16 protein-coding genes and 1 pseudogene are annotated in these 14,371 nt (G+C 72.0%); 5 read left to right on the top strand and 12 right to left on the bottom strand.

Annotated elements, in window-relative coordinates; genetic code table 11:
- Positions 1-144: 144 nt before the first annotated feature.
- The 3 genes from QQK49_RS01880 to QQK49_RS01870 all read right to left on the bottom strand — a co-directional run bounded on the left by QQK49_RS01880 (position 145) and on the right by QQK49_RS01870 (position 3,142).
- On the bottom strand, positions 145-1,470 hold the full coding sequence (locus QQK49_RS01880; RefSeq protein WP_284302411.1) for a sensor histidine kinase: 1,326 nt from the start codon (positions 1,468-1,470) through the stop codon (positions 145-147).
- The gene (locus QQK49_RS01875; RefSeq protein WP_284302410.1) at positions 1,467-2,138 is read right to left on the bottom strand and encodes a response regulator transcription factor; all 672 of its coding nucleotides are present in this window, start codon (positions 2,136-2,138) and stop codon (positions 1,467-1,469) included. The genes QQK49_RS01880 and QQK49_RS01875 overlap by 4 nt, the downstream gene beginning before the upstream one ends.
- Positions 2,139-2,347: 209 nt before the next feature.
- A complete protein-coding gene (locus QQK49_RS01870; RefSeq protein ID WP_284302409.1) occupies positions 2,348-3,142 on the bottom strand; it encodes a nucleoside phosphorylase in 795 nt (264 codons plus the stop codon).
- 69 nt (positions 3,143-3,211) lie between these two features.
- On the opposite strand from QQK49_RS01870, the gene QQK49_RS01865 reads away from it, so the two are divergent.
- Entirely contained in the window at positions 3,212-5,050 is a 1,839-nt protein-coding gene (locus QQK49_RS01865) for a diacylglycerol kinase family protein (RefSeq protein WP_284302408.1), read from the top strand.
- Between the two features lie 24 nt (positions 5,051-5,074).
- Here the strand turns inward: QQK49_RS01865 and rpmF are convergent, their stop codons facing one another.
- From rpmF to QQK49_RS01850, 3 genes are all read right to left on the bottom strand, one after another.
- Positions 5,075-5,251, bottom strand: coding sequence for a 50S ribosomal protein L32 (rpmF, locus tag QQK49_RS01860; RefSeq protein ID WP_284302407.1), 177 nt, complete (start codon positions 5,249-5,251; stop codon positions 5,075-5,077).
- A 175-nt stretch (positions 5,252-5,426) separates the two neighbouring features.
- Positions 5,427-6,431 (bottom strand): GTP-binding protein, encoded by a 1,005-nt coding sequence (locus QQK49_RS01855; RefSeq protein ID WP_284302406.1) that lies wholly within the window; start codon positions 6,429-6,431, stop codon positions 5,427-5,429.
- A 58-nt stretch (positions 6,432-6,489) separates the two neighbouring features.
- Positions 6,490-6,765: a type B 50S ribosomal protein L31 gene (locus tag QQK49_RS01850; RefSeq protein ID WP_284305800.1), complete on the bottom strand. Its 276-nt coding sequence runs from the start codon at positions 6,763-6,765 to the stop codon at positions 6,490-6,492.
- Positions 6,766-6,820: 55 nt separating this feature from the next.
- On the opposite strand from QQK49_RS01850, the gene rpmB reads away from it, so the two are divergent.
- From rpmB to ykgO, 4 genes are read left to right on the top strand one after another with little or no spacing between them, the layout of a single operon-like run.
- The gene (gene rpmB / locus QQK49_RS01845; RefSeq protein ID WP_284302405.1) at positions 6,821-7,057 is read left to right on the top strand and encodes a 50S ribosomal protein L28; all 237 of its coding nucleotides are present in this window, start codon (positions 6,821-6,823) and stop codon (positions 7,055-7,057) included.
- A complete protein-coding gene (gene rpmG / locus QQK49_RS01840) occupies positions 7,057-7,224 on the top strand; it encodes a 50S ribosomal protein L33 (RefSeq protein WP_284302404.1) in 168 nt (55 codons plus the stop codon). The genes rpmB and rpmG overlap by 1 nt, the downstream gene beginning before the upstream one ends.
- Complete coding sequence (rpsN, locus tag QQK49_RS01835) at positions 7,224-7,529, top strand: 30S ribosomal protein S14 (protein WP_284302403.1); 306 nt, start codon at positions 7,224-7,226, stop codon at positions 7,527-7,529. Before rpmG ends, rpsN begins: the two co-directional genes overlap by 1 nt.
- 59 nt (positions 7,530-7,588) lie before the next feature.
- Complete coding sequence (gene ykgO, locus QQK49_RS01830; protein ID WP_284302402.1) at positions 7,589-7,711, top strand: type B 50S ribosomal protein L36; 123 nt, start codon at positions 7,589-7,591, stop codon at positions 7,709-7,711.
- A 98-nt stretch (positions 7,712-7,809) separates the two neighbouring features.
- On the opposite strand, the pseudogene topA reads toward ykgO, so the two are convergent.
- From topA to QQK49_RS01805, 6 genes and pseudogenes are all read right to left on the bottom strand, one after another.
- A pseudogene (gene topA, locus QQK49_RS01825) lies at positions 7,810-10,613 on the bottom strand (type I DNA topoisomerase).
- A gap of 165 nt (positions 10,614-10,778) precedes the next feature.
- Positions 10,779-11,543 (bottom strand): hypothetical protein, encoded by a 765-nt coding sequence (locus QQK49_RS22525; protein WP_348536048.1) that lies wholly within the window; start codon positions 11,541-11,543, stop codon positions 10,779-10,781.
- Positions 11,507-12,385 carry a DUF7059 domain-containing protein gene (locus QQK49_RS22520; RefSeq protein ID WP_348536047.1) on the bottom strand — a complete coding sequence of 293 codons (879 nt, stop codon included), beginning with the start codon at positions 12,383-12,385 and terminating at the stop codon, positions 11,507-11,509. Before QQK49_RS22520 ends, QQK49_RS22525 begins: the two co-directional genes overlap by 37 nt.
- Positions 12,386-12,434: 49 nt before the next feature.
- A complete protein-coding gene (locus tag QQK49_RS01815; protein ID WP_284302401.1) occupies positions 12,435-12,563 on the bottom strand; it encodes a hypothetical protein in 129 nt (42 codons plus the stop codon).
- Positions 12,560-13,459 carry an ABC transporter substrate-binding protein gene (locus QQK49_RS01810; RefSeq protein WP_284302400.1) on the bottom strand — a complete coding sequence of 300 codons (900 nt, stop codon included), beginning with the start codon at positions 13,457-13,459 and terminating at the stop codon, positions 12,560-12,562. Before QQK49_RS01810 ends, QQK49_RS01815 begins: the two co-directional genes overlap by 4 nt.
- 99 nt (positions 13,460-13,558) lie before the next feature.
- Complete coding sequence (locus tag QQK49_RS01805; protein WP_284302399.1) at positions 13,559-14,371, bottom strand: sigma-70 family RNA polymerase sigma factor; 813 nt, start codon at positions 14,369-14,371, stop codon at positions 13,559-13,561.

Here is a 14,371-nt window from a genome sequence, read left to right as displayed (position 1 = left end):
GTGCCCGGCAGGACACTCGACCGACACATCGGCCGCGAACCCCTCGTCCTGAGCGGCCCGGCCCGTCGCCGCGGCGGCCGAGCACAGGCCCATCTCCGGCGACGTGCGTCGGACCGCCCGAGCGAGCCTGCTACGACGGCGATCTCAGGACCGCCACCAGCGAGCGCGCCCGCGCTCGGTCGTCGACGTGCGTTGCGCAACATCCCGCGGGAAGCGGAGCTCCACCGCGGCGCCGCGCATCCCGCCCTCGCCGTCGGCCGACCCGGTCCACAGCACCGCACCGTGCCGTCGCGCGATCCACCGCACCAGCGGCAACCCCAGCCCGTTGCCACCGGTCGCACCCGAGACGTAGGGCTCGGTGACGTCGAGCCCGGCGGGAAACCCGGGTCCGTCGTCGGCCACCCGCACGACGTCGTGATCGGCGCGCCGCGCGACGGTGAGCAGGACGTCGGCTCCCTGCCCGCGCGAGCGACCGTGGCGCAGGGCGTTGTCCGCGAGGTTGGTCATCGCCAGCCGGAGCAACATCGCATCGCCGGTGATCTCGACACGTTCGGTGACGTCGACGACCACCCCGTCGATCGCCGTCTCCACCTCGAACGCGAGCTCGTCGAGCCGGACCGGGGGCGCCTGGACCGGCACCTCGGCGTGATCGATCCGGGTGGCGAGCAGCAGGTTGGAGGCGACCCGGCCCGCGCGGTCGGCCGTGGCCAGCAGGCTCCGCAACTGCCGCGCCGGCTCCGGGTGATCCGGCGGCAGTGACCTCAGGGCGAGTTCGGCCGCCAGGCGGATCCCGGCCAGTGGTCCCCGCATCTCGTGCGCGGCGGTCGCGAGGAACCGTTCGCGGTCGTCGAGCGCGGATTCGGCCACGCGCATGCTGCGTCCGGCGGTCCACCAGACGATCGCGGAGAGCAGGACCAACAGCAGACCCGACCCCAGCATCGCGGGCAGCGTGACGTGCGAATGCAGGAGGCCGGCCCGCGACGCGAGCGCCATGGCGCACCCCGCCGGATGCGGATCGCCGGTGTCTCCCCACCACGGCATCCCGGCGACGCGTTCACCGCCGATGTCGGCGAACGCCCCGACCTCGGGCGCCGCGGCCAGGCACGTCCGCGCGAACCCCTGCCACTCCCCGTCGATCGACCGGCCCGAGGCGAAGACCTCGACGAAATTCTCGCCTTGTTGCTCGAGGACGAACAGGCCCGACGCCTGGGTGCCGACGTGGTCCTGCTGCAGCGCCTCCGTCGTCACCCGACCGCTGGAATCCACGTAGATCAACGCGGCGGCACGCGAGGCCTCACCGCGCAGGAGGGTGTCCATCCACCGGGCGTGATGCTCGACGTCGCGCACCGACAGGGCCAGGACGAAGAGCGTGAACGCCACGAGGGCCACGAGGAAGAAGACCGCGGTGAGCCGCACCCGCAGCCCCTGGAGCACCTCGCCGGGCGCCGGAGGCCGACCCGACACCTTCATGCGCGGCGCTCCGCGATGAACCCCGCGCCACGCACCGTGTGGATGAGGGCGGGGTTGCCGAGTTTGCTGCGCAGCAACCGGATCCGCACATCGACGACGTTGCTGCTGGGGTCGGCGTACTCGTCCCAGCAGTGCTCGAGGAGTTCGGTGCGCGACACGACACGTCCGGTGTGCCGCACGAGGTAGGCGAGGAGGCCGAACTCCTTGGGGGTCAGCAGGATCGGCCGGCCCGCTCGGGTCGCCTCCACGCGGGCGGGGTCGATCTCGACGTCGGCGAGCGAGAGCCGTTCCGTGGTCACCTGCGGCCGGCGCGTGAGCGAGCGCAGCCGGGCGAGCAGTTCTTCCATGGCGAACGGTTTGACGAGGTAGTCATCGCCCCCGGCGTCGAGTCCACGGACGCGGTCGTGGATGTCGGCCCGCGCCGACAGGAACAGGACGGGCGCGGTCCAGCCCGCCGCCCGCGCCTCGCGCAGCAGATCGGCCGCGTCACCGTCGGGGAGCGCCCGGTCGAGGATCGCGATGTCGTAGGAGTGCACGGCGAGGCGTTCGTCGGCCTCCGCGATCGACCCCGCCTCGTCGACCGCGTAGGCCTGTCGCCGCAACACCGCGGCCACCGACGACCGGAGATCCAGGTCGTCCTCCACCAGGAGCACTCGCACGCCCCCCATTGTCACCCTCCCCGTGGGCACACGTCGGTCCCGGCACTCCCCTGAGCTGCGCCGGGACCGACGAACGTGGCGCCCCTTCGTGGCGAAGGGCCTGACCAGCCGTGCCTCCCCCGGGGGATCCACGACCTCGACGTCGCGGCCTGCCGACGCGACGGACGAGTACCCCCAGTTCTACGCCCCGGTTCGTGACGTTTTCATGACGCGATCCGTCATCGCTGCGCCTGACCCCCGGACGCCGACGTCACGCCGGTCACCGCGTCGAGGGCGAGGGTGAGCCCGACCTCGCGGGCGTCGCTCCCGAATCGCCGTGCGTCCCAGTCCTCCTCGGCGAGGGTGTCGGCCGTGTAGAGGATCTGCGCGAAGGAGGCACCGCGGTACTGCGCGCAGGCGGCGAGCGAGGCGCATTCCATCTCGACGACCTGGCAGCCCTGCTCGAGACGGGCCGCGAGGGTGGCCCGGGTCTCGCGGTAGAAGGCGTCGGTCGTCCACGTGGCGACCTCGACGTGGTGCAGACCGGCCGCCTCGACGGCACGGGCGCACGCCTGGCGCAACGCGGGGTCGGTGTCGACCCACTCCTGTGCCGGCAGGTAGTGGTAGGAGGTCCCCTCGGCGCGCAGTGCCCGCGTGGGCAGCACGAACGCGCCCTCCTCGAAGTGGGTCAGGCCGCCGCAGGAGCCCACGGCGACCGCCTCACGCACCCCGCTCATGAGGAGGTGCTCGAGCATGATGACCGCCGCCGGTCCGCCGAGGGGGATCTCGACGAGCGCGACCTCGACGCCGCCGTGGACGCCCACCCGGATCGGGTGCCTGCGCATGATCGTCTCGACCTCATCGACGAGCTCGTACCCGTTCTCCTCGGCGTAGCGTTCGGACACCTCCCCCAGCAGCGTGAGCACCGCCCGCGGCGGTAGGTCGACCCGCTCCTGCGCCCGCTGGGCCACGTGGATGAGGTCGTCCGGGTCGTCGTCGTGGTCGAGGATGGGGAAGGTGCCGGCGCTGCGCATGGCCGCATCCTGTCATCCCCTCGGGCCTCCGCATGGCGGCGAGGTCACGCTCCCGGCACACTGACGTGCGTGAACGCACCCTCGCGCAGACAGGTCGCCGTCGTCCTCAACCCGATCCACCGCGGATCGGTCCCGGCTCTGGAGGCGGTGCGGGACCGGTGCCGGTTCCTCGAGATGCCCGCGCCGTTGGTGTTCGAGACCACGCCGGACTCCCCCGGCGGTCCGCAGGCCCGGGCGGCCCTCGAGGCCGGCGCCGACGTCGTCGTGGCCGTCGGCGGCGACGGCACGGTCGTGGAGGTCGCCGGGGTCCTCGCCGGCACGGGCGTCCCCCTGGGCATCCTCCCCACGGGGACCGCGAACCTCTACGCCCGCAGCGCCGGTCTGCACGGCTACGAGGTGCGCCGCCTCGCCCGGTGGGCCATCGCCGGCGCCCCCGAACCGGCCGACCTCGGCCGCGTCGAGCTGACGACGACGGAGGGCACTCGGCAGCGGCCGTTCCTCGTCGTCGTGGGGATCGGGCACGACGCCGACACCGTCGCCGACGTGAACGCCCACCACAAGAGCGACGTCGGCTGGATGTCCTACGTCCTGCCCGGCCTGCGACGTCTGTCCGCGGACCTCATCCCGATGCGCGTGCGGCTGGACGACACCGAGCCGCGTGAGGAGACGGCGTGGTCGGTGCTCGTCTCGAACACGGGCCGGTTGCCCGGGGGCGTCACGCTGGTCGACCACGCCCGACCGAACGACGGGGTCCTGCATCTGAGCGTCGTCGATCCCGACTCGGCCTGGAAGTGGCTGCGGGTGGCCGCCTACGGCATCCGTCCGCGCTACCGCGGCCCGGCCGGACTCAGCCAGCGACGGGGCGACCGGGTGACCGTCGAGGTCGACCGACCCCAGCGGGTCCAGGTCGACGGTGACGTCGTCGAGGGCGTGCGCGCGCTGGCCGCCCGGATCGAGCCGGGAGCCCTGCTGGTGCACACCCGTCCGAGCCGACAGTCCACCCCGAAGGTCGACGACCTCTCCGACCTGGCCATCGCCCGGTTCGCGCATGCAGCTCATCGGCGTGGCATCTCCCCCGACGGCGGCGCCGCGCTCGTCAGCCTGCTCACCCGCCTGCGGAGCCGGCGGTTCCTCGACGTCAAGTACCTGCTCAACAGCCAGGGCGACATGCACGACCTGGAGAAACTCGTCTACGACGACCTCGGGGAGGCGCCGCGGGAGAGGCTGCTCGCGCACATCGCCGAGCAGGCACGCGTGGTCGGACAGGTCCGCGACGTCCGGGTGCTGTGCGACATCGACGACACCCTCAAGAGCGCCATCCACGACGACCGCTACCCCAAGGGGACGATCTATCCCGGCATCGAGGCGTTCCTGCGGGCGCTCGACGACGGCGGCGGCGCGAACCCCGGCCGGCCGGGCGACCTCACGTTCGTCACGGCGCGTCCGGCGGGCCCGGCAGGACTGGTCGAGCGGTACACGCGGGACGCGCTCGGCGAGCTCGACCTCCCGTCGCACTCGATCATGGGTGGGTCGCTGCTCAACCTGCACACCAAGACTGCGATCGCCGACCGCAAGATCCAGAACATCTCACGCGACCGGCGCCTCTTTCCCGAGTGCCGGATGGTGTTCTGCGGTGACAGCGGCCAGGCCGACGCCCAGGTCGGTCTCCAGGCCCGCCGCGACTACGGCGACCACGTGGCCGCCGTGTTCATCCACGACGTCGTCGGTGTCGACGCACGCACCCGCGCCGACTGGGCCCGGGAGGGCGTGTACACCGTCGACACCTGGGACGAGGCGGCGCGGATCGCCCACGACCTGCAGTTGATCAGCGCGGAGGGACTCCGGGAGGTGGAGGCGGCGGTCGAGGACGCCCGGCAGCGGGGAGAGGGTCCCCGCCCCCGCACCTGAGGTGGCCGGGATCGTGCCGGCCGGTCAGTCGACCGGCGCGGGGTCGACCAGACCGAGCTGAGCGGCCCGGACCAGGCGTCGCGGCACCTGAACCCGCCTGCCCTGCACGGTGACCGGCACGAGATCGGCCGGCGTGGCCTTCCACTGCGCTCGGCGCGAGCGGGTGTTGGACCGGGACATCTTGCGCTTGGGAACTGCCATGGTCGTCTCCTTCGTCGTCGGTGGATCGTCGGTGTCGACCCACAGTGTTGTTCGTGTTGTTCGTGTGCCTCGTGCCGTCCGGGTCGGCCATCTCGCGCCGAAACCGCCCGCTATAGGCGACGGTCTCGGCGAATCGCGCGCTCGGCGTTCCGGTCGGGGCCACACCCGGGGGCCCTCAGGCCGCACCTCGGCGCTCGCCGAGCCAGGGGTCGAACCCGTCGTCCTTGCCCGCCCATCCGGCCAGGCCGGCGGCCAGTTCGGCGTCGGTGAGCAGTGTCTTCTCGAACGCCCGGGCGAGGTCGGCCGGTTCGCCGTCCACTCCCGTGACGACCAGCCGCGTGCACGCCCGGCATCCGACCCCCGTCCACGTCGAGTGGTTGCCCAGGCTCAGTTGGCCGCCGGCACCGTCCCAGTGACAGACGAGGTCGGGGCGGGTGGGCAGCCAGAACACGCCGCGGCTGCGCCCGGGACCGGCACCGAGGGCCTCGAGGTTCTCCCTCAGGCGACCGGGGTGGAACGGTCGCCACGACTCGAGTTCGACGGTCCAGACCCCTTCGCGCGGCGCGCACTCGCTCGGTGTCACCGACACCGGATCGCCCCGGCGCAGCAGATCCTCACGGTCGATCGTGGCCAGCAGGGAGGCCGCCTCGACCTCGTGCAGAAGCATGCGCGAGGTCGCCGGCGGCGTCAGGTGATCGACGAGGGCGTCACCCAGGGCGTCGAAGGGCCGGTCGCTCACGACCACGTCGGCACCCTCGATCTGGCGGGCCAGCACCTCGCCCAGGGACCGCTCGTCGTCGGCGGACAGCGCGAGTCCCCGCTCGCGCAACAGGTCGTCGCCGCAGACGTCCCAGGCGACGTCCCCCGCCTCCAGCGCCGTGAGGACCGCACCGACCGCGATCAGACCCTCGTCGGAGAGCTCGGTGAGCGCCCGCAGGACCGGCACGGGTTCGGCCGTCACGGGCAGGGCGAGGACGATCGCGGGCGGCCGGCGCAGCGTCGCCTCACGGATGGCCGGGACGATGTCCTCCCGCAACGCGCACCCGAGGCAGGCGTGCGCCAGTTCGCGCGTCCGGTCCTCGATCGTGCCGCCGGCGTTGTGAACCAGCCGCCGCAGCGTGCCGGCCTCGGGATCGATGTCGTGCCGGATGACGACGGCGCCCGGCAGGTCGAGCAGCAACCCCCGGTCACCGAGGACCGCAACACCTCATCGACCGAGCAGCACGTGACGACGGGGATCATCGCGGCTCCCCCGCACGCCCGTGGCTACCGCCGCGGGCATAGCGACGGCGGAACTTCTCGACGCGTCCCTCGCTGTCGAGCACGCGGGCGGTGCCGGTCCAGAACGGGTGGCTAGCCGCGGAGACCTCGACGTCGACCACCGGGTAGGTGTGGCCGTCCTCCCACTCGATCGTCGCTGCGGGTGTGGCGGTCGACCGGGTGAGGAACGCGAACCCGGCGGCGCGGTCGCGATAGACGACGGGGTGGTAGTCGGGGTGGATTCCCTCTTGCACGAACGCCTCCTGTACCTTGATGCGAATAGTTATCATTACTAGCACAGGAGGAGACATGTCCGCACGCTGCCAGGTGACCGGGGCGGCGCCGCAGTTCGGCAACTCGATCTCGCACAGCCACCGCCGGACCAAGCGCCGCTGGAACGTCAACGTCCAGCGCAAGACCTACCTCGTGCCGAGCCTCGGCCGAAAGGTCACGCTGCGCGTCAGCCCCAAGGGGATCGGCGTCATCGACCGCCGCGGCATCGACGCCGTCGTCGCCGACCTGCTCGCCCGAGGGGAGAAGCTCTGATGGCCAGGCACACCGACGTGCGCCCGATCATCAAGCTCCGCTCCACCGCGGGGACGGGCTACACGTACGTCACCCGCAAGAACCGCCGCAACGACCCCGACCGTCTGCGGCTGCGCAAGTTCGACCCGCGCGCGGGGCGCCACGTCGAGTTCCGGGAGGAGCGCTGATGGCCAAGAAGAGCAAGATCGCCAAGGACGCCCAGCGGCGCGAGATCGTCGCCCGGTACGCCGAGCGGCGCGCGGAGATCAAGCGCGTCCTCGCCTCGCCGGACAGCAGCGACGAGCAACGCGAGGCGGCCCGCCGCGCCCTGCAGAAGCTGCCACGCGACGCCGGCCCGACCCGGCTGCGCAACCGCGACGTCGTCGACGGTCGCCCCCGCTCCGTCTACCGCAGGTTCGGCCTGTCACGCGTGCGCCTGCGCGAGATGGCCCACGCCGGCGAACTGCCCGGAGTGACCAAGTCGAGTTGGTGAGCTCGACCGCCCACCCAGTGCCCAGAACCCACCACCACACCCACCACGAAAGGACTCCGATGAAGGTCCGCGCCTCCATCCGGTCGCTCGCCACAGCACCGGGATCGAAGGTCGTCCGCCGCCGCGGGCACCTCTACGTCATCAACAAGCAGAACCCGCGCTTCAAGGCCCGTCAGGGCTGAGACCCCGCGCAGCACCACCCCGAACAGCGCAGAGGCCGTGGACATCTCGTCCACGGCCTCTGCGTACTGTCGCGTCATCGACGCGCGCTCGTCCTTCGCTACGACGACTTCTTGGCGGTCGTCTTGGTCGACGCCGTCTTCTTGGTGGCCGTCTTCTTGGAGGCCGCCTTCTTCGTCGTCTTCTTCGCGGTCTTCTTCGTCGCCCGCTTGCGGGTCGTCGGGCCCTTGGCCCGCTTGTCGGCGAGCAGCTCGAATCCGCGCTCGGCCGTGATGGTCTCGGGGTCGTCGTCGCGTCGAAGCGTGGCGTTGGTCTCGCCGTCGGTGACGTACGGACCGAAGCGGCCGTCCTTGACGACGACCGGGCGCCCCGACACCGGGTCCTCCCCGAGTTCGGCCAGCGGCGGCTTGGCCGCGGCGCGACCTCGCTGCTTGGGCTGGGCGTAGATCGCGAGCGCCTCCTCGACCGTGACGTCGAAGAGCTGCTGCTCGGTGGTCAGCGAGCGCGAGTCCGTGCCCTTCTTGAGGTACGGACCGTAGCGGCCGTTCTGTGCCGTGATCTCGACGCCCTCGGCGTCGGTGCCCACGACGCGCGGCAACGACAACAGCTTCAACGCGGCCGGGAGCTCGATCGTGGCCAGGTCCATGTCCTTGAACAGGCTGGCCGTCTTGGGCTTGGGCTTGTTCTTGCCCTTGAGCTCGGACTCGGCCTCGGTGAGGACCTCGGTGACGTACGGCCCGTACCGTCCGGCCTTGGCCAGGACCTGGCGTCCGGACTCGGGGTTGACGCCCAGTTCACGCCCGTCGTCGGAGGCCTGCTCGAGGATCTCCCGCGCCTTGGCCGGGGTCATCTCGTCGGGGGCGATGTCGTCGGTGATCGACGCCCGTCGGGTCTCCTTGGCCTGCGTGGCCTCACCGGTGGCCTCACCCGTGACCTCGCCGGTCGCCGGGTCGACGCCCGCGGGCACCTCCTCCTGCACGTACGGCCCGTACCGGCCGACGCGCACGACCATGCCCTCGCCGAGGTAGATCGTGGAGATCTCCCGTGCGTCGATGTCGCCGAGGTTCTCCACGAGGTGCCGCAGCCCCTCGGCGTGCGCGACCTCGTCGCCGAAGTAGAACTTCTGCAGCCAGTCGACGCGCTGGGCGTCGCCGCGGGCGATGGCGTCGAGGTCGGCCTCCATCGTGGCCGTGAACGCGTAGTCGACCAGGCTCGGAAAGTGCTCCTCGAGCAGGCGGGTGACGGCGAACGCGAGCCACGTGGGCACCAGGGCGGTGCCGCGGATTCCGACGTAGCCGCGGTCCTGGATCGTCGCCACCGTCGCCGCGTACGTCGACGGGCGTCCGATGCCCCGCTCTTCCATGGCCTTGACCAGCGTGGCCTCGGTGTAGCGGGCGGGCGGTGCGGTCTCGTGTCCGTCGGCCTCGGCCTCCGTGACGTCCAGACCCGTGCCCTCGGTGAGCTGCGGCAGGCGGCGGTCCTCCTCGCGCAGTTGCGCGGCGGCGCGCTCGTCCTCGTCGCGGCCCTCCTCGTAGGCGGCGAGGAAGCCGCGGAAGGTGATGACGGTGCCGCTGGCGGAGAACTCGGCCTGCTGGGTGGCCGCGCCCCCGACCATCGCCCCCGCGGTGGGGACGACGAGCTTGACGGTGGCGGTGGATCCCTTCGCGTCGGCCATCTGGGAGGCGACGGTGCGCTTCCAGATGAGCTCGTACAGCGCGAACTCCTCACCCCGCAGCTCACCGGCGACCTGCGCCGGGGTGCGGAAGGTGTCACCGGCCGGGCGGATGGCCTCGTGCGCCTCCTGGGCGTTCTTGACCTTCTTCTCGTACCGGCGCGGGCTGCTCGGCACGTACTCCTCGCCGTACATGTCGCGGGCCTGGCTGCGCGCGGCGGTGAGGGCGGAATCGCTCAACGTGGTCGAGTCGGTCCGCATATAGGTGATGTAGCCGTTCTCGTACAGCCGCTGCGCGACGCGCATGGCATTGCGGCTGGACAGGCGCAGTTTGCGGCTGGCCTCCTGCTGCAGCGTGGAGGTCGTGAACGGTGCGGAGGGACGGCGGGAGTAGGGCTTCTCGCTGACCTCGCGGACGGTCGCGCTCGCCCTGGCCACGGCCTCGGCCACCGCGCGCGCACCCGCCTCGTCGAGGTGGGTGACGGCACTCTTGAGCCGGCCGTCGTCGCCGAAGTCGCGTCCGGTGGCCACGCGGGTTCCATCGAGCGAGGACAGCCTCGCGGTGAAGGACTCCACCCGGTCGGCCTGGGTGTCGAACCGGCCGGTCACGTCCCAGTAGGAGGCGACGCGGAAGGCCATGCGCTCGCGCTCCCGCTCGACGACCATGCGGGTGGCCACCGACTGCACGCGGCCCGCCGAGAGGCCCTGACGCACCTTGCGCCACAGCACGGGCGACACCTCGTACCCGTAGAGACGGTCGAGGATGCGGCGGGTCTCCTGCGCGTCGACCAGGGCGTGGTCGAGGTCGCGGGTCTCCCCGCGGCGCGCCGGATGGCCTCCTTGGTGATCTCGTGGAACACCATCCGTTTGACGGGCACCTTGGGCTTGAGCACCTCGAGCAGGTGCCAGGCGATGGCCTCGCCCTCGCGGTCCTCATCGGTGGCGAGCAGGAGTTCGTCGGCGTCCTTGAGGGCGCGACGCAGCTCGGTGACCTTCTTCTTCTTGTCCGCGTCGATGACGTAGTAGGGGTCGAACCCGTTGTCGACGTCGACGGCGAACCGGCCGTAGGGCCCCTTCTTCATGTCCGCCGGCAGCTCGCTGGGGTTGGGGAGGTCGCGGATATGCCCGACGGACGCCTCCACCTCGTATCCCGAACCGAGGTAGCCGGCGATGGTCTTGGCCTTGGCCGGCGACTCGACGATGACGAGACGCCGCGGTTCACTTGCAGACACGACTGGTCGGCTTCCTTTCACCTGCAGCGGATTCGTCGCTGCCCCATCCCTCGACCTGTGCCACGGGGGCAGCGAGGTTTCGCCACACCGTAGCGCGTGGCGCTCGGCGATGTCCCATCGGCGTATGAGCATCCCACCGTGAGGTCGACGCCCTCATCCCGCGGTCTACGCCGGCCCCGACGCCGGAGCCGGGACGAGAAGTCCGTCCGCGACCAGCTCCCGCAGCGGCCCGATCACCGCGGCGCGCACCACCTCCGGCTCCACGCCGGTGAGGGCGGCGATCGCCGTGATGGCCACGTCGCCGGCCAACTCGCCGTCGCACACCGACACGAACGCGGCGAGGGCCGTGTCGGCCCGGATGACCCGCCGGAGCCCGCCTCCCTGCCGGATCACGATGACGTCGGGGTCGGCCTCGCCGGGCCGGGTGTGCCGTTCCTCGGTGACGTCGGGGGCGGCGACCCAGGTCGTCGCGAAGAGGGCGTCGTCGTCGAGGTCGTGCAGACGCGTCCGGGCCGCCAGCCCGCGCGCGATCGCCGGTCCCATCGGGGACTCCACGGCGCCGGTGGCCTCGGTGAGGTCGATCCACCGCGAGCGGGAGTCGACCGGACGTTGCAGGAACACGATGCCGAACCAGATCGTCTGCACCCCGCGGGACTCGAAGTCCTCCAGCCACGCCTCGATCCAGCGGTCGTGCTCGGCGCTGCCCGGGCGGTGACCGCCGTCGCGGGCCCACGTCTCGGCGTACTCGGCGACGTCCTGGCGTTCGCGCGCCAGTACCCAGGCGTCCAGACCGGCGCACTCGGGGGTCGCGAGCCAGGTGCGCCAGCGGTCACGCCAGTCGGCGTCCTGCCCGACCTCCCAGTTGGCGAGGAAGCACGCCAGCCCGCCGGGCGTCAGATGCCGGCCCACCCCGCGGACGAACGACTCCACCAGCGTGTCGCCGGGCCGCCCGCCGTCGCGGTACTCGTAGACCGGCAGCCCGAAGGCACGCGGGCTGACGACGAACGGCGGGTTGCTGACGACGAGGTCGAACCGGTCGGGCTCGCCGGTCGCGACGGGCTCGAACAGATCCCCCGACGCAGATCCCAGCGCTGCTGCGCCAGCGCCGCGGTGAAGGCGGCGAAGGCCAGGGCCCGCTCCGAGAGGTCGGTGGCGACGATCTCCTGCGCCTGGGCGGCGGCGTGCAGGGCCTGGATCCCGCAGCCGGTGCCGAGGTCGAGGACCCGTGGTGCCGGGAGGCGCGGGGTCCAGGCGGCGAGGGTGAGCGAGGCCCCGCCCACCCCGAGGACGTGATCGGGATGCAGCGGCCGCCCGGTCGTGATCTCCCCCAGGTCGGAGGCGATCCACCAGGTGGCACTCTCGTCGCCGTAGGGGCGCAAGTCACAGGTGGCGACGACGCCGGTGTCGACGCCCGCCACCAGACCGACGCGGCGCACCCCGGCGGCCCCGGTGCGCGGAAAAGCCGTGGCCAGCGCTTCCTCGTCGACCGCGTCGCCGAGGGCGAACAGGCGCAGGAGCACGGCGAGCGGCGTTCCTCCCTGACCCGCGATCACCCGGCGTGCGGGCACGAGGTCGCCGCGCATCATCGCACCGGCCGCGACGTCGCCCAGGGCGGCGGTGATCCCCTCGACGGTGTAGTCGGCCTCCGACAGGTCGCGGCGCAGGGGGTCGACGAGCTCCGGTGGGAGGACGGGGACGGGAGGCGACTGGCCGTAGGCCGTGGCGGTCTGCGCGGAGGACGGAGCGCCCGCCTCGGTCCGGGTCTCATCCATGAGCCACACAGTAGGAGACGCCGGCCTCCTCGCCGTGGCGGGCACTCGGTCAGGCGGCGGCCGCGGTGAGGGCCTCGTCCAACCTGTCGAGGATGTAGTGGACCTGGGCGAAGCTCGTGACGGCGAGGACTCCCGCGCCGGTCAGGACCGCGCCGGTGCGCCGCACGTGGCCGGTCACGGCGTCCGAGGTCGCGAGGCTGCCCCCGTGAACGCGTCCAGACCGCCGGCATAGTCGCTCGCGAGCATGACGATGTCGGCGCCCTGGAGGTAGCGCGACACGTTCGCCTTGGCGTCGTCGACCTCACCGCCGGCCGCGCGGGCGGCCTCGCCCTGGACGGTGGGGACGAACCGCACCCCGGCGTCGGCGTAGATCGCACCGATCGCGGAGTCCGGGCCGTAGGCCGTGATGCGCTCGGTGTCCCAGGCGCGCAGCACGACGACCCGCACCCGCTCGAGGGTGGCCGCGTGGCGCTGACGGATGCGGTCGGCATGACCCCGGTAGGAGGCCAGGAGCCCGGGCAGGGCGTCGGATCCGAGGATCTCGGCGACCCCGCCGACGCGGGACTGCCAGTCCCGGCGGAACTCACCCGAGGTGCGGACGAGGACCACCGGCACGTCCCGGCCCACCTCGGTGACGAGGTCACGCGGGGTCCCCTCGGCCGCGAAGACCAGGTCGGGGGTGTGTTCCGCGACGTCGGCGGCGGTGATCGGGTCCCCCTCGCGCCCGCGACCGACGACCGGGATCTCGCGGACGGCCGGACGCCGCGACGGGGGCATGGTCGCGAGCGCGATCGAGGACGTCGCCACGACCGGCCCACCGACGTCGAGGACCGGCTGCAGGCTCGCGTCGCCGAGCGTGACGACGCGTGTTGCGCGCGGCGGTACCCGGTAGGTCGCGCCCTGGAACTCGACCTCGCGCCCGGTCGCCTGCGTGGGGACGGCGCCGGTCGTAGCGCCGCCACCGGAGGGTCCGCTCCGGTACGGGTTCGCGGTACACGCGCCGAGACCGACCGCACCGACCCCGAACAGGGCGGCGCGCAGAACGCTGCGTCGATCCGGCAGCGATCCGGGCATCACGACATCACTCCGAGACCAGGCACCAGAAGATCATCCCCGACGGGAGGTGACGGCGAGAAACAGGCGCGGTCGCCCGCGTCCCGACGCTCTTGAGTCTCAGCCCATCGAGGCGGTCTGGCCCGTGACCTCGAGCTGCTCGCGCAGGCCGTCGAGGATCTTGGTCAGCAGCCGCGACACCTGCATCTGGCTGACGCCGATCTCTCGCCCGATCTGTTCCTGGGTGAGACCCCGGACGAAGCGCAGCAGGAGGATGTGCCGCTCTCGGGGCGTCAACATCTGCAGGGCCGGGCGCAACATCTCGGCGTCGTCGACGTGCTCGAACGCGTTGTTCTCGTCGACCAACAGGTCGCCGAGCACGGCGGAACCGTCGTCGCGCACCGGCGCGTCCAAGGACAGCGCGGTGAACCCGACGCGGGACTGTTCGGCCTCGACCAGTTCGGACTCGGCGACGCCGAGGCCCTCGGCGATCTCGCTCTTGGTCGGCGGACGACCCCACATCTGCTCGAGGTCGGCAGCCGTCGTCACCGCGGCACTCCGCAGCTCTTGGAGCCGGCGAGGCGGTCGCACGATCCAGCCGTGATCGCGGAAGTACCGCTTGATCTCACCTGAGATCGTCGGCACGGCATAGGCGAGGAACCCCGGGCCCTCGCCGCGGCGATACCCCTGCACCGCTTTGACGAGGCCCAGGTACGCGACCTGGACCAGATCTTCGGGGTCGGCACCCCGCTGGGAGTAACGACCTGCCAGTGCCTCCGCGACTCCTGCGTTCAGCAGGACGATCTCGTCGAGGCAGGTCTGTTGTTCGGCGATGTCGGTCAGCGATTCCGCGTGGGCGAACAGTTCTTCCGTCCGCTCCTCGCGGGCAGCGGACTCCCCGAGGCGACCAAGGACACTCCATTCCCGTCCCAT

The organism is Mobilicoccus caccae (assembly GCF_030161635.1).
Taxonomy (GTDB): Bacteria; Actinomycetota; Actinomycetes; order Actinomycetales; family Dermatophilaceae; genus Mobilicoccus; species Mobilicoccus caccae.
Note: the sequence above shows the minus strand (reverse complement) of the source record. Positions and strands in the feature narration are given on the sequence as shown.